The organism is Rhodococcus sp. OAS809, assembly GCF_040546695.1.
GTDB lineage: Bacteria > Actinomycetota > Actinomycetes > Mycobacteriales > Mycobacteriaceae > Rhodococcus_F > Rhodococcus_F qingshengii.
Map to the genome: position 1 here is coordinate 832,896 of NZ_JBEPOI010000002.1, position 17,334 is coordinate 850,229.

General features: G+C 63.6%; 16 protein-coding genes. 9 read left to right on the top strand and 7 right to left on the bottom strand.

The features are described 5' to 3' along the window. Positions 1–7: 7 nt before the first annotated feature. Complete coding sequence (locus ABIE52_RS06920) at positions 8–1,648, bottom strand: GMC oxidoreductase (protein WP_502944852.1); 1,641 nt, start codon at positions 1,646–1,648, stop codon at positions 8–10. A 218-nt stretch (positions 1,649–1,866) separates the two neighbouring features. Between ABIE52_RS06920 and ABIE52_RS06925 the strand changes: the two genes are divergently transcribed. Then, positions 1,867–2,247, top strand: coding sequence for a PPOX class F420-dependent oxidoreductase (locus tag ABIE52_RS06925; protein ID WP_003944780.1), 381 nt, complete (start codon positions 1,867–1,869; stop codon positions 2,245–2,247). Between the two features lie 7 nt (positions 2,248–2,254). Here the strand turns inward: ABIE52_RS06925 and ABIE52_RS06930 are convergent, their stop codons facing one another. Genes ABIE52_RS06930 through ABIE52_RS06945 form a run of 4 tightly spaced genes read right to left on the bottom strand, consistent with a single transcriptional unit; the run spans position 2,255 to position 6,833 of the window. Beyond that, complete coding sequence (locus ABIE52_RS06930; protein WP_042919754.1) at positions 2,255–3,160, bottom strand: TIGR01777 family oxidoreductase; 906 nt, start codon at positions 3,158–3,160, stop codon at positions 2,255–2,257. Further along, a complete protein-coding gene (locus ABIE52_RS06935) occupies positions 3,160–4,518 on the bottom strand; it encodes a metallopeptidase TldD-related protein (protein ID WP_192712406.1) in 1,359 nt (452 codons plus the stop codon). Before ABIE52_RS06935 ends, ABIE52_RS06930 begins: the two co-directional genes overlap by 1 nt. Then, positions 4,515–6,035 (bottom strand): TldD/PmbA family protein, encoded by a 1,521-nt coding sequence (locus tag ABIE52_RS06940; RefSeq protein ID WP_192712407.1) that lies wholly within the window; start codon positions 6,033–6,035, stop codon positions 4,515–4,517. Before ABIE52_RS06940 ends, ABIE52_RS06935 begins: the two co-directional genes overlap by 4 nt. A 30-nt stretch (positions 6,036–6,065) precedes the next feature. Further along, positions 6,066–6,833, bottom strand: a complete 768-nt coding sequence (locus ABIE52_RS06945; protein ID WP_030536361.1) for a TSUP family transporter — start codon at positions 6,831–6,833, stop codon at positions 6,066–6,068. Positions 6,834–6,871: 38 nt separating this feature from the next. On the opposite strand from ABIE52_RS06945, the gene ABIE52_RS06950 reads away from it, so the two are divergent. Further along, positions 6,872–8,035 (top strand): sensor histidine kinase, encoded by a 1,164-nt coding sequence (locus ABIE52_RS06950; protein ID WP_030536362.1) that lies wholly within the window; start codon positions 6,872–6,874, stop codon positions 8,033–8,035. A 57-nt stretch (positions 8,036–8,092) separates the two neighbouring features. Next, positions 8,093–8,752 (top strand): response regulator, encoded by a 660-nt coding sequence (locus ABIE52_RS06955; RefSeq protein WP_003945024.1) that lies wholly within the window; start codon positions 8,093–8,095, stop codon positions 8,750–8,752. 37 nt (positions 8,753–8,789) lie between these two features. On the opposite strand, the gene ABIE52_RS06960 is transcribed toward ABIE52_RS06955, so the two are convergent. Further along, positions 8,790–9,449 (bottom strand): hypothetical protein, encoded by a 660-nt coding sequence (locus tag ABIE52_RS06960; RefSeq protein ID WP_003944837.1) that lies wholly within the window; start codon positions 9,447–9,449, stop codon positions 8,790–8,792. A 250-nt stretch (positions 9,450–9,699) separates the two neighbouring features. Between ABIE52_RS06960 and ABIE52_RS06965 the strand changes: the two genes are divergently transcribed. The 6 genes from ABIE52_RS06965 to ABIE52_RS06990 all read left to right on the top strand — a co-directional run bounded on the left by ABIE52_RS06965 (position 9,700) and on the right by ABIE52_RS06990 (position 16,401). Continuing rightward, on the top strand, positions 9,700–10,260 hold the full coding sequence (locus tag ABIE52_RS06965) for an FxsA family protein (RefSeq protein ID WP_003944915.1): 561 nt from the start codon (positions 9,700–9,702) through the stop codon (positions 10,258–10,260). 12 nt (positions 10,261–10,272) lie between these two features. Continuing rightward, positions 10,273–11,907, top strand: coding sequence for an amidohydrolase (locus tag ABIE52_RS06970; RefSeq protein ID WP_192712408.1), 1,635 nt, complete (start codon positions 10,273–10,275; stop codon positions 11,905–11,907). Between the two features lie 37 nt (positions 11,908–11,944). Continuing rightward, complete coding sequence (lnt, locus tag ABIE52_RS06975) at positions 11,945–13,513, top strand: apolipoprotein N-acyltransferase (protein WP_042919976.1); 1,569 nt, start codon at positions 11,945–11,947, stop codon at positions 13,511–13,513. 92 nt (positions 13,514–13,605) lie between these two features. After that, positions 13,606–14,436 (top strand): hypothetical protein, encoded by an 831-nt coding sequence (locus ABIE52_RS06980; protein WP_192712409.1) that lies wholly within the window; start codon positions 13,606–13,608, stop codon positions 14,434–14,436. A 136-nt stretch (positions 14,437–14,572) separates the two neighbouring features. Beyond that, positions 14,573–15,226: a hypothetical protein gene (locus ABIE52_RS06985; protein WP_354541473.1), complete on the top strand. Its 654-nt coding sequence runs from the start codon at positions 14,573–14,575 to the stop codon at positions 15,224–15,226. Further along, positions 15,223–16,401: a PrsW family intramembrane metalloprotease gene (locus ABIE52_RS06990; protein WP_192712411.1), complete on the top strand. Its 1,179-nt coding sequence runs from the start codon at positions 15,223–15,225 to the stop codon at positions 16,399–16,401. Before ABIE52_RS06985 ends, ABIE52_RS06990 begins: the two co-directional genes overlap by 4 nt. 444 nt (positions 16,402–16,845) lie before the next feature. Here the strand turns inward: ABIE52_RS06990 and ABIE52_RS06995 are convergent, their stop codons facing one another. Next, complete coding sequence (locus ABIE52_RS06995; protein WP_003944971.1) at positions 16,846–17,184, bottom strand: RNA polymerase-binding protein RbpA; 339 nt, start codon at positions 17,182–17,184, stop codon at positions 16,846–16,848. Positions 17,185–17,334 lie beyond the last annotated feature (150 nt).

Sequence of the window (17,334 nt, forward strand, 5' to 3'; positions counted from 1 at the left end):
AAGTGAGTCAGCGTCCGGACTTGATGATCTGATCGATGTTCCGCTCCGCCAGAGCGGTGATGGTCAGTGACGGGTTGACGGTGCCGGTGCTGCCCGGAATAGCGGCGCCGTCCATCACGTACAGGCCGTCGTAGCCCTTGACTCGCCCGTAACCGTCGGTGGCCTTGCCCAGAACCGCACCGCCGAGGGGATGCGCGGTGAACGAGGAATTGACGTCCTTCGCGAACGGCAACGCCGACGGCAGCGTGGTGCCGGCGAAGGCCATCTTGTTCTGGACGGCGCGTAGTGCCTCGACGGTGGCGTCGTTGCCGTTCTTCGGCCAGTTCAGCACCACCCGATCGGAGCCGCCGTCGTAGGCGAAGTCGGCGCGCTGCGAGTCGAGGGTCATCCCCAATGTTCCGAGCATGCCGATGTTGACGGGCAAGCCGGGGACATACCAATTCTCGAGGGAGAGTGGCATTCCCGACTCGTCGACGATGCGTGATGCCGACGGTGAGGCTTGCGCAGTGCCGTCACTGAAGCCGAACGAGCGCACCATCCCGGCGTCGCCGTTCGTTCCCCAGCCCTTACCGACGTGTTCGTTGAGGTTCGGCAGCGCGCCCGTCGCCTGGGCGCGTACCAGCAGTTCGGAGGTGCCGATCGAGCCGGCGCCGAGGAACAGACGGTCACAGGTAAGAGTCTTCCGGGCCAGAACGCCACCCGTCGGATCCGTCGATTCGACGTCGACGACGTAGCGTCCATCACGTTCGCGACTGATCGCGAGCACCTGATGTCCGTAACAGACGGTGGCTCGTCCGGTGGCTTCGGCGGCGGGAATGTAGTTCTGTGTGAGGTCGAACTTCGCGCCGTTGGAGTTACCCATGTTGCTGTCACCGACAGTGGCCGAGGCTCGGGTTCGGCCGCCGAGTTCTGAGCGCACCACGTCCCAGTTCCAGATCCCGTCGATCCGCTGCGGATCGAATCCGGCACGACGAGCGTCCTGATCCCAACGACGCGAGTGGCCGAAGTTCGGGGTTTGGTAAATGTCTTCGGGCAACGGGCTCAGACGCAGCATCTGGCGCACTTTGGGGTACCAGGTGGACGCCATCTCGTCGTAGTCGAGGGAGTTGCCGAAGACTGCGTCGAAGAATCGGCGCTCGGGCGCGATCATCACGCCGGTGAAGATGATGGAACCACCGCCGACTGCAGCGCCGCGCCAGACCGAGATGTGTTCGTAGTCGGTGGCATCGAGGACGCCGCTGAAGTAGTCGCACACCACCGGGAGTCCGGTGAGGTTGGTGAACGATGTGCGCCGGAAAACTCCGCGGCCGTCGGCCAGCATGTCGGAGGTGTGAATCTCCCGTTGCGGATCATGCGGCCATCGGAGTCCGCGTTCGAGGATGGTGACCTGGGTGCCGCTCTGCGCCAACCGGAGAGCGGTGGCGCTTGCGCCGAATCCGGACCCGATGACGATGGCTTCGGAATGCTCCGGGGGAGTAGGAGATGGTGCGAACAACTCGGGGACGAGCGCGCGGTAGTGATCAGCACCCATCGGGAGCGCCCGCAGTGGTGCGGGGGTGGCGTGGCTGGTCGACGTCGACATGAGCGGCGCCGCGGCTGCAACTGCCGCCCCCGCCCCGGCGGCTTTGAAAAAGTCACGACGCTGCATGTCACGGCGCTGCATGTGTAAATTCGACTCCCCAGTTCGACGGTTTGCCTCAGAATAACTCGAGATGGAGTTCGGGGACGAAACGGCGTGTCTGACGTCATGAAGAACCGGATAAAACGTGCATAAGTGGCACTTCCTGGGTGGTACTGATCGGTCGCCAGATAGTCGCGGAATCTTGTCGGTGTTCAGCGAGAGGCGCTCGCACCTATCCTCGAGGAGTGAACCCCGACTTCAAGCGCGTCTCCGAGGCCAAGTACGTCCTACTCACGACCTTCCGCAAGGATGGAACTCCGGTGGCGACTCCGCTCTGGGCCGCGCCGGACGGCGACAAGCTCCTGATGTGGACCGTCACCGATTCCTACAAGGTCAAGCGCATCAGGCGAAACCCGTCGGTCACCGTCGCTGCGTGTGACGCTCGGGGAAATCCCAAGGGTGAACCGGTGGCCGCCGTCGCCGAGATCCTCGACGGACCGGGCACCGATCATGCTCGCGACGCGATAGCACGTCGGTACGGAATCCTCGGCTGGATCACCATGAAGGGCAGTCTCCTGCGCCGCGGCAAGACCGGAACGATCGGACTTGCCGTCACTGCAGCCTGACCGCGCGTCAGTTGCCGAGCAGATCGTCCAACGCTGAATCGAACCGCGGATACGTGAAGGGGAAGCCTTTGTCCGCCAACACTTTCGATACGGCATGACGACCCGTCAGGCCCAGGGCAGCGTCGCTGCGAAGAAGGAACGCGCCGAATCTGACCATGAAAGCGGGCGTCGGCGGCGCAGGTGGCCGGTGAAGGTGCTTGCGCAGCCCGGCCATCAGCTCTGAGTTTCGGACGGGATCCGGAGCCGTCGCGATGACCACCCCCGAGGCAGCCGAAACGGGTTCGAGTGCCCAACGAACGATCGACAGCCAGTCCTCGATGTGAATCCAACTGGTCCACTGCCTACCCGAGGCGACGCGTCCGCCCAGTCCGAGACGCACGAGCAACAGCAATCGCTCGAGCGCCGGTGTGCCCTTCTCCAACACGACACTGGTTCGCAGGATCACCACTCGTGACGCGTTTGCACCCTCGACCGCTGCCTCCCAGTCCTTTGCGACGTCGGTCATCTGAGGTGGCCCGTCAGCGAGGGGAGAATCCTCGTCCAATCGTGCCTCACCCGCATCGCCGTAGATCGCGAGCGTGCTCGCCTGGATCCACACCGGAACAGGGTTCGCCAGTAGTTTCGACGCTTCGACCAGCGCGCGGGTCGGATCGACCCGGGAGTTGGTGAGTAGTGCGATGTTTGCCGGGGTGGGTCGGCGATCGACCAACTCGCCGGCCAGATTGATCACCGCGGCGCCGCCGAGTTCTCCCGCCCAGTCGCCCACCGTGACACCGTCCCACTGAACCTGCCTGTGCCTGCCAGGTTTCGGTGAGCGAGTCAGGACCACGACGTCATACCCACGGTCCGCGAGATCGTCGCTGATCCGGCGGCCGAGAGCGCCGGTGCCGCCGGCGATCACGACCTTCGTCATCACTGCGCCTGGCTGACCGAGGACATGTGGAAGTCGGGAATCCGCATGGGCGGCATGGCCGTGCGGGTGAACCAATCTTTCCACTCCCGGGGAAGCGTGATCTCGGTACGTCCAGCCTCGGTGACCCGCCGCAGGAGATCGAGAGGGCTCTCGTTGAAACGGAAGTTGTTGACGGCGCCGACGATCTTGCCGTCCTCGATCAAATACACCCCGTCACGGGTGAGTCCGGTCAACAGCAGCGTCGTCGGATCCACCTCACGGATGTACCAGAGGGTTGTGAGCAGTAGACCCTTCTCGGTACCTGCGATCATGTCCTCGATCGAGGTGTCGTCACCACCGGTCAGGACGAGATTGTCGCCGGGAACTGCGACAGGTCGACCGAATTCTCGTGCAGCGTGGCGCGGGTACGCCAGCGCATTGACGACGCCGTCTCGGACCCAGTCGACGGGTTCGATCTCCATACCGTTGTCGAACAGTGAGACGGATTCACTCGACGACGTCGTGATCACGAACGGCGCGGATTGCAAGCCCTCGGCGCCGGGGTCGGAGGTGAGTGTCAGTGGCAATCCGAGCTTCTCGCCGATCCGGGTACCACCGGTGGTGGACAGTGCGGTGTGGCCCTCTTCGGCGCCGCGACCCTCCATGGTCCACATCAGATAGATCATCAGGTCCGCCACAGCCGACGGCGGAAGAATTGTCTCGTAGCGGCCGGCAGGCAGACTGACGGAGTTACCCGCCCAGTCGAGTCGAGTGGTCAACTGCGACAAGAGCTTCGGTATCGAGATATCGCTGAAATCGACAGTTCCGGATCCGACCCAGGCGCTGGCGTCGCCGCGCTTGCCGTTGATTTCCACGGAGCCGGTGGCCTGAGCCGTTCTACGTCGCACGCCCGTCGAAGTGCCGAGCCAGGTGGTGTGCAACTGGTGGTGAGCGAAGCCGAACAACTGGTCGCCGCCGTCGAAGGCCGTGGACAGGTCGGCAGCCAACGGCGCAAAGACATCGATGTCGGTCAGGGCGGCCGGCAGGTCCCAGTCGGTCTCCGCCGCCGACTGCGTGATCAGGTCGGACGCGTCGTCAGCCGGAGTGGCTGTGCGCGCAGCTTCTTCGCTTGCCTGTACGAGTGCGGAAATCTGCTCCGGATCGACACTGCTGGAACTGACAGTGCCCACCTTCGCGATGTCACCCTCGCGCACGATCGAGATCACCGTCCACGTCCGGGACAGCGAAACTCCGTTGGTGGTCATCGAATTGTTGGCCCACCGCAGCGACGCCTCACTCGCATCGGTCACGATCACCAACGATTCGTCTACCGTCCTCGCGGCCAGTGCACGCTCGACGACCTGCTGCGGATCGATCACTGCTGAGCCTCCGAACGAGTGTTGAGGATGTTGACTCCGCGGAAGAGTGCGGACGGGCAGCCGTGGCTGACCGCCGCAACCTGACCGGGTTGCGCCTTGCCGCAGTTGAATGCGCCTTGCAGACGCCAGGTCGACTCACCGCCGACGGCTTCCATCGAGCCCCAGAAATCCGTCGTCGTCGCCTGATACGCCACGTCGCGCACCTGACCGTCGAGCTTTCCGTCACGGATCTTGAAGAACCGCTGACCGGTGAACTGGAAGTTGTAGCGCTGCATGTCGATCGACCAGGACTTGTCTCCGACGACGTAGATGCCGTTCTCGACTCGCGAGATCAGGTCTGCGGTCGACGTGTCCGTGTGAGGGTCGGGGGAGAGCGAGACGTTGGCCATACGCTGGATGGGAACGTGATGTGCGGAGTCGGCGTACGAGCAACCGTTGGAACGCGTCAGCCCCAGCCTCGGCGCGAACACGCGGTCTAGTTGATACCCGACCAGTGTTCCCTCTGCCACCAGATCCCACCGTTGAGAGGCGACGCCGTCGTCGTCGAATCCGACGCTGGCCAGGCCGTGCTCTTCGTTACGATCGGCGGTCACGTGCATGAGTGGCGTTCCGTATTTCAGCGTTCCCAGCTTGTCCGGCGTCGCGAACGACGTACCGGCGTAGGCCGCTTCGTAGCCGATCGCGCGGTCGTATTCGGTGGCGTGTCCGATGGATTCGTGGATCGTGAGCCACAGATTGGTCGGATCGATCACGAGGTCGGTCGGACCTGCTTCGACGGTCGGTGCCTTGGTCTTCTCGGCCAGCCACTCCGGGATCTGCGCGAGCTCATCGCCCCAGTTCCATGTGCTCTCCGCCCCGAGGTACTCCCATCCGCGGCCTACCGGCGGCGCCAAGGTGCGCATCGATTCGAAGCTGCCGGCCGACTTGTCGACGGCGGTCGCCTCGAACTCGGGGTGCAGACGCACCCGTTGCTGGGTGATCGACGAACCGGCCAGATCCGCGTAGAAGGTCTGCTCCTTGACCTGGAGGACACTCGCCGTGACGTGATCCACGCCGTCGGCGGCTTGAAGCCGTCCGGAGTAGTCGACCAGCAGGCCTACCTTCTCGGCCGTCGGTGTCGCGAAGGGATCTTCGAGGTACGGCGACACCCACGTCGCGTCGGCGTAGACGGGCTCGTCGGCGAGGGTGACCGGATCCCGATTGAGCGAGCGCAATGCCTTCGCGACCTCGACCGCTTGGCGTGCCAGCGCAGCAGCGACATCGGGGGACACCTCGGCGTGCGAGGCGAATCCCCACGTGCCGTCGACGATCACACGGACGGCGACCCCGATCTCGTCTCCGTCGGACACCGCCTGAACTACGCCGTCGCGCAACCTGATCGACTGTGTGAGCACGCGGTGGACACGAACATCGGCGTGCTGGGCGCCGGCCGTTCTCGCTGCCGACAGCGCCGCATCAGCGACAGGTCGCAGCGGGAGGGCGAGGAAATCTGCATCGACATCTCGGGTGACGGTCACGCACACGACGCTAGCCGACGACCGCCGATCTCAGCCGAACTGCTGCCATCCGAGGCGAATCACCATGGCGATCACGACCACCAACAGCGTGATCCGCACGAATCCGGATCCCTTGCTCAGCGCCATCCGCGAACCGATGACCGCGCCGAGAACGTTGCACACCGCCATCGCCAAACCCAAACTCCACCAGACATGCCCGGTGACGGCGAAGTAGGCGAGCGCGCCGAAATTGGAACCGAGATTGATCACCTTCGCCATCGCTGCGCTCCGAACGAATTCGGTTCCGAGGAAGGTCGCGAAGCTGATGATGAGGAAGGTGCCGGTGCCGGGTCCGAGCAGACCGTCGTAGAGGCCGATGAGTCCGGCGGAGAGCAGCAGGACGAGGACGGTCTTGCGCTGCGTCGGACGATGGGTCGCGATCGTGGTGCCCAGCGTCGGACGCATGGTCACGAAGACGGCGACGGCGACGAGGACGACCATCACGATCGGAATGAAGTACTTCTTGTCGATCAGCGAAACGGCCGCCGCCCCGCACGCGGCCGTCACCGCAGCCAACGCGGCTGCCGGCGCCATCTGCCGCCACTCCATCGGGATTCGACGGGAGAACGTGTACACCGCAGCACTCGTCCCGGTGAATGCCGTCAATTTATTGGTGGCCAGTGCCGCCTGTGGGGTCAATTGGGGTGCGACCAGAAAGAGCGCCGGCAACAGAATCAATCCACCGCCGCCGACCACGGCGTCGACCCAACCCGCCGCCGTCGCTGCCGTCATCAGCAGTCCCCAATCAGCAATATCCACGGCGGTGACTCTTTCACAGCTGTGACACTCTTGAGCACATGCGGAGGTTCAGCCTGTGGCTGCGAGGAAAGCCGATGATCGCGGACAGCGCGCTGGCGCTCGTGTTCTTCGCGCTCGAGGTAGTCACGTTCGTCAGTTCGCCGCGTGAGGAGCGGTGGCCTCAGCTCGTCGTCGGATTTCTGATCTGCCTTCCCGTCGTGTGGCGTCGCAAATATCCGCGTGTGTCCGCTGCGTCCATTTTGTCGATGTCGTACTTCGCAACCTTGATGATGTGGGCGACCGGGGATCCGGCTGCGGAACATCCAGGCCTGTTGGCGCTCGGGGTCTCGCTCTACACACTCGTTGCGTATGTCGATCGACGCACCGGGGCGATTTTCGCGTGCTTCCTTGCCCTGGACATGACACTCTCGTTGCTCGTCATCCGCGAAGACGTGATCCTCACGATCATCATCGCGACCCTGCTCTATGCACTGGCCTGGATCACCGCCGAGTTCTTGAGCGCCCGCCGCGCCTACGACGAGGAAGTGGCCGCCAGACTCGAAGTGGCCGAATACGAACGGGATCGGCGTGCCGAGGATGCGGTGGCCACGGAAAGAACCCGAATCGCCCGCGAACTCCACGATGTCGTCGCCCACGCGGTCAGCGTGATGATCGTCCAGGCGGACGGCGCGTCGTATGCGGTCGATTCCAATCCCGCGTTGGCCAAGAAGGCGCTCGGCAACATCTCCAGCACCGGACGCGACGCCCTTGCCGAGCTTCGCCGGACCGTCTCGCTGCTGCGCACCGAGGTCAGTAGTGATGCGATGCCGCAACACGGAACTGCCGGCATCGCCAAGGTCGTCGAGATGATGCGGGCCGCTGGTCTCGGCGTGCGCCTCGAGCTGACCGGCGAGCTCGACGACGTCAGTCCTTCAGTCAGCCTGGGAATTCATCGCCTCGTTCAGGAATCACTGACCAATGTCCTCCGCCACGCCGGCGCAAACCCGAAGGCACGAGTCACCGTGCGCCGCACCGACACCGCGGTACTACTCGAGGTCGTCGACAACGGAACGTCGAGTTCGACCTTCTCCCACGGTTCGGGGAATGGACTGGTCGGAATGCGTGAGCGGGTGGCGGTACTGCACGGGACGCTCGAGACCGGACGACGCCCCGACGGCAGTTGGCGTGTGTACGCAGAGCTGCCGCTCGAGATCCACGATTGATACCGGCTCGCCGCAATCGCATTGGCACCGACGTCTCAGGCCCGATAGGTTTACGCCGTGCCCATCACCGTGCTGCTAGTCGACGACCAGGAACTCATGCGGATGGGCCTGAACATGGTGCTCGAAGCACATGAAGACATCTCGGTTATCGGTGAGGCCGGCGACGGGGCCGCGGCGGTCGCAGCGGCGGTGGCGCTGAAGCCTGACGTCGTGTTGATGGATGTGCGGATGCCGATTGTCGACGGGGTGAAAGCGACCGAGCAGATTCTTGCCTCCGGGATCGAATCCAGGGTCCTGGTGATGACGACCTTCGACCTGGACGAACACGCTCTCGGTGCCTTGCGCGCCGGAGCCAGCGGCTTCCTTCTCAAGGACACCCCGCCCGAGGATCTCGTGTCGGCAATCCGCAGCGTGGCAGCCGGTGACGCGGTTGTTTCCCCGAAGGTGACACGTCGTCTGCTGTCGAGGTTCATCGTGGACGGTCCAGCGCCCCGGCGCGATCCGGTAGTTCTCGACGTCCTGACCGAACGCGAACGCGAAGTCCTCGGACACGTGGCCACGGGGCTGTCGAACATCGAGATCGCACAGCAGCTGTACCTGTCCGAATCGACGATCAAGTCGCACGTCGGACGCATTCTGACCAAACTCGATCTGCGTGATCGTGTGCAGGCTGTGGTGCTGGCCTACGAGACCGGACTGGTGACTCCGGGCGCGTAGGCCAGCCGCCTGTCAGGCAGCGAGCGTTTCGCTCTGCTCAAGCATCAAAAGCGCCCACTGTTGGCAGCACGATGCAGGTCTTCCCGTCTGCGTAATCGACATTGCCGAACAGAGCGGCAAACACCTTGCCGTCACCGGTGTCGACGACCTTCGAGAGCAACGGCGTATCGAGTACGGGCAACTTCTCGTCCAACGGGACGATGCCGCCCTTGAACGTGCCGACGTTGATCCAGGCAACACTCAACCCGGAGGTCTTGGGTATGCCGACGTAACCCGGGATTGCCTGGAACCGGAGATGGTCGGCCTCGACCCACGGCGGCAACGGGAAGTTCGGACCGGCCTGTGCGGAGCTGAGGGTGACGGTGACGGGTTCACCGGCCACGCCACACCCGACCGTCGGTGCGGGGTACATGAACGACTGCGGCTTGGTGACGCCGATGTCCGGGAGATCGAGAGCGGTCGTGATCTGATCAGCGCCTGCCGTGCCGATCAACTGCTGAACAGCAGCAGAGGCTTCGGGGGAGATGGCTGCGGCCTGCGCGATCAGTGCGGCAATTCCTTCGGGTACCACCGGTTCTGCGGCCGCGGTTCCCGCGCTGATCATCGCGCTGCCGGCGGTGAGTGCCACGACGGCGGCAGTGCCGGCGATGGCAGCGGGAATGCGTCGGGCGAGTGTCTTGCCGGGGAGTCGGCTCATGTCGGGCTCCTTCATTTCATGAGGCCGGGAAATGCGGCCCGAAGTGACTTGACCATGCGCAGAGTCTCAACGTCAACTTGAGGTTTAGAATCGTTAGCGGAGCGTTAGTTAACGCCAGGCAAGTCGCACGTGCGTGAGAGAAGGCCCGTGTGACTCACGGCACCCACCTGTTTTGCACCTCTGCGTCGTTGTCGGGAGAAAAACCGGCCTCTCGAGCGTTGAACGAATAGACCGTCTGAAAGGGGACGTCATGATCGCCGCCGTATTTCTCCTCTACGTGATCGTCGAGATCGCAGCCTTGGTCATCGTGGGCAACGCCATCGGTGTCGCCTGGACAGTGCTGCTGTTTCTCGCCGGATCGCTTGTCGGATTGATCCTCATGCGCTCGCAGTGGCGACGGGTCATGGACGGGTTCCGTAAGGCCACGCGGGGTGAGGGATCGCCGTCACTGGCGGTCGCCGACGGCGCCTTGGTCGCGGCGGGCTCCGCGTTGATGTTCGTACCCGGACTCGTGACTTCGGTTCTGGGCCTGCTGCTTCTGATTCCGCCGACCCGCTGGGCGCTGCGCCCGCTTGCAGTGCTCCTGGCAGGTAAGCGCGCAGCAGCATTTGCCGCCGGTGGTGACGCCTTCGCCGGAACCGTCGGCTACGCGGCGCGGATGCGCGGAAACGGCGAGGTGATCGACGGCGAGATCATCGTCGAGACACCCGAAACCACCGAGTACGTCGCCAGCAACGGCAAGGAACTCGTCCTCGAGGGTGAGATTCTGGACACGGATACACCCACCCGTTCGCGGGGGCCGCAGTACTAACAGGCAGACTGGGTGCTCGTGACTACTCGTCTGCTGGTCAACGGCCGGATCTACAGTTCATTTGCACCTGACGCGACCTCGATCGCCATCACCGACGGCACCGTCGTGTGGGTCGGCGACGAGCGCGCCGGACGGGCGTTGCACCCCGCCGCGGAGATCGAAGACCTGGGTGGTGCGTTTGTCACTCCCGGGTTCGTCGACACCCACGTACACATCACCGCACTGGGACTCAATCTCGTCGGCCTCGATCTCGTGGGCGCGAACTCTCTGGACGAATGTCTCTCGCGAGTACGAACATTCGCAGCCGCGAACCCCGAAACTGCCCATCCCGACGCAGTCATCTGGGGACACGGTTGGGACGACACCGAGTGGGCCGAGCAGACCCCGCCGTCGACCGCAGATCTCGACGCGGCCGCCCCTGGCCGCAAGGTGTATCTCTCGCGGATCGACGTTCACTCGGCCGCGTGCTCGAGCGCATTGCGCGACGGGATCTCCGGCCTCGCCGACACCGCTGGATACTCAGCCGAAGGCCCGTTGACGTTCGACGCACACCACCTGGCGCGCAATTCCGCTCGGAATCTGCTGACGGAAACTCAGCGCGCGTCTGCTCGTACCGCTGCGCTCGATCTCTGCGCCTCACGCGGAATCGTGGCCGTTCACGAGTGCGGGGGACCGGACATCTCGGGATTGACCGATTTCCAGGAACTGTTGGCCCACGATCACGGCGTGGAGGTTCGGGGCTACTGGGGTGAGCGTGTCGACAGCGAAGAGGATGCTCGCGCGCTCCTCGACAAAACCGGAGCAGACGGACTCGGCGGGGATCTCTTCATCGACGGCTCGCTCGGTTCGCATACCGCGTGGTTGCTCGAACCCTATGCAGACCAACCTGATTCGACGGGCAATGCCTACCTCGACGTCGACGCGATCGCCGCACACATCCGGGCCTGTACCCTCGCGGGCGTCCAGGCCGGGTTCCATGCCATCGGTGACGGCGCCGTCTCGTCGGCAGCTGCCGCGTTCCGCAGGGTCGCCGACGAACTGGGTGGCCCCAAGGTCGCCGCGTTGGGTCACCGCCTCGAGCACGCGGAAATGATGTCTATGGCCGACGCGGAAACCTTTGCCGCCTTGGGTGTCATCGCTAGCGTCCAACCGGTGTTCGACGCACTGTGGGGTGGCACCGACGGTCTTTACGCCACGCGCCTGGGAGTAGAGCGCGCAGCAGCGTTGAATCCGTTTGCACCTGCTGCCGGTAAGGGTGTCTCGCTCGCATTCAGCTCCGACGCCCCGGTCACCCCCATCGAGCCGTGGGCGATGCTGCGCGCCGCTGTCCAGCACCGCACCGACGGAAGTGGAATCTCGCCGCGTGCGGCCTTCTCCGCGACCACTCGCGGCGCCTGGCGCGCGGGCGGAGTGCGGGACGGCGCCGCGGGAACCCTCAATCCGGGCGCACCGGCCTCCTACGTGTTGTGGGAGGCAGGCGAACTCGAAGTGAGCGCACCCGCCGACTCGGTTCAGCGATGGTCTACCGATCCGCGCTCGCGCGTACCCGCTCTGCCGAGGCTGGCGGAAGATGCGCCGATCCCGGTCTGCATCAAGTCGGTGCATCGCGGACGCGTCGTCTATCAGCGCGGCTCGTCGAGTGAGTGAGGCCGGCGCAGAGGCGTCTGTCGGTGATCGCTCCCGTGTGAGCGCTGTGCTCACCGGTTCCGCATGGCTACGTTCGCTGTACGCGACCGCTGGTGGATTCCTGATCTTCGCAGGGTTCCCACCCCGCCCGCTGTGGTTCTTGGCGCCCGTCGGGATCGCTCTTCTGACGTGTGTGTTGACGAACTTCGGGCGCGGCGGACTGCGCCTTCGTGCCGGCTTCGGTTACGGATACTTGGCCGGTCTCGGATTTCTGGTGCCGTTGCTTCCGTGGATCGGTGTGTTCGTAGGTGCGGTCCCGTGGATCGCGTTGGCCGCGGTGGAGTCGTTGTTCATCGGACTGTTCGGGCTGCTTGCGGTTCTGGTGGCGAGGTTGCCATGGGCACCCTTGTGGATTGCTGCGACCTGGACGCTCACCGAGTGGCTTCGTTCCAGCGTTCCTTTCGGCGGATTTCCTTGGGGCAGGCTCGCATTCGGTCAATCCGAAGGGTGGCTCCTCCCTCTTGCGAGTGTCGGCGGTGCGCCGCTGCTCAGCTTCGCGGTGGCCCTGACCGGTACCGGCTTGGCAGCAGTTGCAGTCGCTGTCGCGGCCAAACGATGGGACCGAGGATTCTTCGGAGCTGTTGCCGCTGCCCTCGTGCCCGTGATCATTGCTCTCGTGGTGTCGCCGTTCTTGTCCACCATGGATTCCGGTGATCGAACGATCACCGTCGCCGCCATTCAGGGAAGCGTTCCGAGGTTGGGCTTGGACTTCAACTCGCAACGCAAGCAGGTCCTCGACAACCATGTCGCCGAAACCGTGAAACTTGCTGCCGAGGTGGACGCGGGCCGCGTCGATCAGCCTGACGTCGTGATCTGGCCGGAGAACGCCTCGGACATCGACCCCCTGCGAAACGCCGATGCCGCTGCCGACATCACCCGGGCCTCCGAAGCGATCGGAGCGCCGATTCTTGTCGGCACCGTACTCGTGAATGCCGATCGTACGACCACCAATTCGGTGATCGTGTGGGACGGCGCCAACGGTCCTCAGGAACAGCACGACAAGAAGATCATTCAGCCGTTCGGCGAATACCTGCCCTACCGAAGCTTCTTCCGGAACTTCTCCTCGTACGCCGATCGCGCGGGCAATTTCGTTCCCGGCGAGGGCAACGGCGTTGTCCATGCAGCGGGGGTACCCATCGGTGTCGCGACTTGTTACGAGGTGGCGTTCGACCGGGCGTTCCAGGAATCGGTGCGCAACGGTGCACAGTTGCTGGCGGTACCGACCAACAACGCTACTTTCGGGGACACCGAGATGACCTATCAGCAGCTGGCAATGTCGCGTGTGCGGGCAGTCGAGCACGGCCGCGCCGTCGTTGTCGCCGCAACCAGTGGTGTCAGCGCCATTATCGCTCCCGACGGTGCGGTGACTTCGCAAACCGACCTGTTCGTGCCGGCGGCCCTGGTGGCGAAGGTGCCGCTCTCGACCAGCTCCACCCTTGCCAGCCGAGTAGGTCCGGTGCCGGAGATCGTGCTCAGCATCATCGCGGTCGGCGCGATTGCCATGGCAGTGCTGGCCCGGCGCCGAGATCAGGCTGAGCACTCACCCGAGGAGACTGCGGCAATCTGAGCCGAGCATCGGATATTAGGGCTGCCGATGTTCCGAGGAGCGCCTACGCGGGTACTCGCTGTGCCACCCGTTCCTGCGTAAGGCGGCTTCTTGTGACCGAGCCTGAGAAAACCGAGCCAGACAAGTCCGAGCCCCGGGATGCAGTTCACAAAACCAGTGTCGTCGACGCGGTTCTGCAGTCACCGCTCGCCGGCCTGTCGCCGTGGATCTTGCTGTCCTTGCTCTCCGGGCCGGGAAGGTTCGAGGAATCCGCGGCCGCAGCCCTCGGGTTGTCGCTGCTGATCTTGGCGGCCAGTCACCGGCGCGGCGGCACCGTGAAGCTGTTGGAGGTCTTCGACGTCGTGTTCTTCGGCGTTCTGGCGGCCATCGGCCTCCTCGCGTCGGCGAACACGATTCGGTGGTTCGAACTCTGGGGAGGCGAACTGACCAACATCGCACTGGTGGTCTTTGCCTTCGGATCGATCCTGCTCCGCAATCCTTTCACTTTGCAGTACGCGAAAGAGTCGACGCCCGAAGAGTATTGGACGACGCCACTGTTTCTGCACATCAACTACGTCATTACGGCGGTGTGGGCTCTCGCCTTCACCTGGTCGGCCGTAGTGGGCCTGTTCGGAGACGCACTGCTGCACGACGGTGACAACTTCTGGACCGGATGGATTCTGCAGTTGCTCGGAACCTTCTTCGCGATCTCCTTCACCGAGTGGTACCCCGAGTATGCGCCGAACAAGGCCGCTCAGGCTCAGGGCCTCGAAACCGAACCACCGCAGTCGATTTTCAGGCTGTTCGACTTTTTGCCGGTGTTCGTAGCCGTGACCGGCATCGCGGGGTTGGTGACCGACTCCGTTTCCGTGACCGCAGGCGTCACGTTGATTCTGGTCGGCGTGTTCGGACATCTGGCGATGCGACGGTTCACCGTCGACTAGGAGCTCTCGGTGATCTCGCGCCTACGGGAACTTGGTGCACGATCGTCTCGATGACCGGCAGGTGCCGGCTGATGCACGGAATTTGTCCGTTTCTGCGATAGTCAGTACACCTGCCGTGCAATGGAAACGAGGGAAATTGAGCGTTATTTCGAGTACTGCACACAAGCACGAGCCCCTACACGGAAGACGTCCACCAGCGGATCACCGCTTCCTCGGATTCGACACACGAGTCTTTCCACACGCCCTCGCGATCTTGGCGGTGTGGATGCTCTGGACCGTGATCGTGCCCGCCATCGATTCCGCTGTCTCCTCCGAAGATCCAACCGGCGCCGGAGACCGGATGGCCGTGACCGAAACGGTCTCCTTCGCCGCACCTGCGGGCTGGAATGTCAACAGTGGTTTCCGAACCGACCAACATGGCGCGTCCGATTCGCTCCCACGTGTGACGTTGACCGATGGCACCGTCACCGTGAGCGTCGACGCCGACACATTCAGTGGAACTGCCGACGAACTCCTCTCCCAAACAGATGCCGTGAGTCTTGCGACGAACGGCAGTTCCGTGCTTGCGGTCTCCGGTGCGCGCCAGCCGATCAGCACCGCCGGGGGTCTGAGCGGCGTCCAGGTCAGCTTTGACACTCCGCGGTCCGCCGGATCGGTGACCACATTCGTCGTCGACGGCAAGGGAATTCGGGTACAGGTAGTCGGCCCACCCGATCAGATCGCCGCCCGCAGTCGAGAAATCACCGACATGATCGCCTCTATCGGCACACACGAGGGAGACACCAAGTGAGCACCGATCTCCTCGAAACCCGCTCCCGCGCATTCGATACGACGGCCTGGGGCGAGAAATTTCACTTCTTCCAGCCACGCAACGTCGTGTTCTGGATATACCTGTGGATGTGCGGATTCGGCCTCGTCAAAGGCTGGCAGATGTTTGCTCCCTTCGCCGGATACTTCGGGCGCGCACTCCTCGTTGCCGGCATCGTCGGCGTCATCAGCGCCGCGGTCTGGACATGGTGGTTCCGGCACATCGACCGCTACGAACGCCAACCCGTAGGACTAGTGGTCACCGGCTTCATCTGGGGCGCCACCGCAGCAACGTTCACTATCGCAGTACCCGCGAACGGAGCAGTCGGTTCGCTCTACTCGAAGATTTTCGGGCAGGTATGGGCTCAGGACTGGCATGCGGGCCTCTCTGCACCCTTCGTGGAGGAAACCGCCAAAGGCATCGGCATCGTAGTCCTCCTCGCGCTTGCACCACGTCTGGTGCGCACCGCAACCGACGGCCTGCTCCTCGGTGCTTTCATCGGCTTGGGATTTCAGACCAGCGAAGACTTTCTGTACTCGATTGCCGGCGCAACACAGGGCTTCGGCGCCCACCAAACCGACGGCCTGCTCGGTTCCATCGCCACCCGCACCTACTCCGACATCGTCTCTCATCCCCTGTTCGCCGCCCTTTTCTGCGCCGGCGTGATCTATCTGATCGGCACCCCGGCCCAGCCCCGGCGGATCGGACGCGGATTGGCGTTGATCGTGGCACCCATCTTGATCCACGGCGTGTGGGATTCCATGCTCGCGATCGCCGGCGGCAGCAGTTCGCTCGTGTTCGTCATCATGATCGGCGACATCGTCTTCGCGTTCACTGCCTTGTGGATCGCGTTCGTCTGGGCGCACCCACGTGAATCCCACTTCGTCCGTGACATTCTCGCCCCGGAAATCGAGTCCGGCGTCCTGACCGACGCCGAGGTGACAGCCGCCGGCGGATGGCGACAACAACGTACTTACGCGAAAGCCGCACCCACTCGCACCGAACGTCGCCAACGACGACATATCGTTCGTGCCGCGCTGGATCTGTGCAGCGACCTTGCTGTCAGCAAGGGCGACGACAGCCCCCAGGTCGTCGAATCACGCAACGAAATCACCCGCCTCCGCCAAGGAACCGCGGCACAGAGCATCACTCGGTGACCGGGAAGTAGCGGAAGAACCGTTCAGCACCGCAAAACATTCACCCACACCCCAGTCGGCCGGGTTGCTTGCCATCGTCACTTGGCAAGCAACCCGGCCGAGTGACTGGGCTACCAGTTCACTCCGTATCGAAGTTTGGTGTACCGAAGTTTGGTGTACCGAAGTTTGGTGTGTCGCGGGGTGGGGGATACAGCTCACACTGGTGCATGAAGCAGTGCCGATGGTTCTTCAGCGCAAGTCCAGGATTTGCGCACTGTCGGCCCGCAAGTGCGCCTGGATGCTGAATGACGTTGCCCTGAAGTGTCTTTGAGGACCGCGAAGCATCCTGAAGTTGCCACGTCGAAGAAGGGCCGAAGTATGACGTCGACTTGTGAACGATCACTCCCCGAAGAACGAGAAAGACCGCCCGGTGTAGAACCGGACGGTCTTGATCGAAGTGCTAGTTCATGCGCCGCGACGCTTGGCTTTCAGCAAATCGAGACGCTCTTTGAGGAGCTCTTCGAGTTCCTCGACCGAGCGACGCTCGAGCAGCATGTCCCAGTGGGTGCGGGGAGGCTTGACCTTCTTGGCTTCGGGAGCAGTCCCCTCCATGAGGGTGCCTTCGAGGCCGTTTCGGCACAACCAGGTGCCGGGGATCTCGGCTTCGTCCGCGAACGGGATGTCGAAGATCTCGCCGTTCTCGCACTTGTACTTGGCCATACGACGGGGCGCGAGGTCATGGTCACGGTCGGTCTCGTAGCTCACAGCTCCGAGTCGGCTACCTCGAAGTACGCGATCTGCCATGGTGGTGTCCTCTCTTCGTTCGTCACCGCTGGTGGGCGCCCTGACTTGGGGAGTAGACGCTCACACTCATCTACAACGCCACGAGCACCCGATTGGTTCCCGTGTGGCGAGAAGACGCAACCTCTCCATCTTACCGGGTACCGTGCGCGT

Coding starts and splice junctions, on each gene's coding strand:
- ABIE52_RS06920 (WP_502944852.1), bottom strand. CDS start 1,648: ATGCAGCGTCGTGACTTTTTCAAAGCCGCCGGGGCGGGGGCGGCAGTT.
- ABIE52_RS06930 (WP_042919754.1), bottom strand. CDS start 3,160: ATGACGAAGGTCGTGATCGCCGGCGGCACCGGCGCTCTCGGCCGCCGG.
- ABIE52_RS06950 (WP_030536362.1), top strand. CDS start 6,872: ATGCGGAGGTTCAGCCTGTGGCTGCGAGGAAAGCCGATGATCGCGGAC.
- ABIE52_RS06960 (WP_003944837.1), bottom strand. CDS start 9,449: ATGAGCCGACTCCCCGGCAAGACACTCGCCCGACGCATTCCCGCTGCC.
- ABIE52_RS06965 (WP_003944915.1), top strand. CDS start 9,700: ATGATCGCCGCCGTATTTCTCCTCTACGTGATCGTCGAGATCGCAGCC.
- ABIE52_RS06995 (WP_003944971.1), bottom strand. CDS start 17,184: ATGGCAGATCGCGTACTTCGAGGTAGCCGACTCGGAGCTGTGAGCTAC.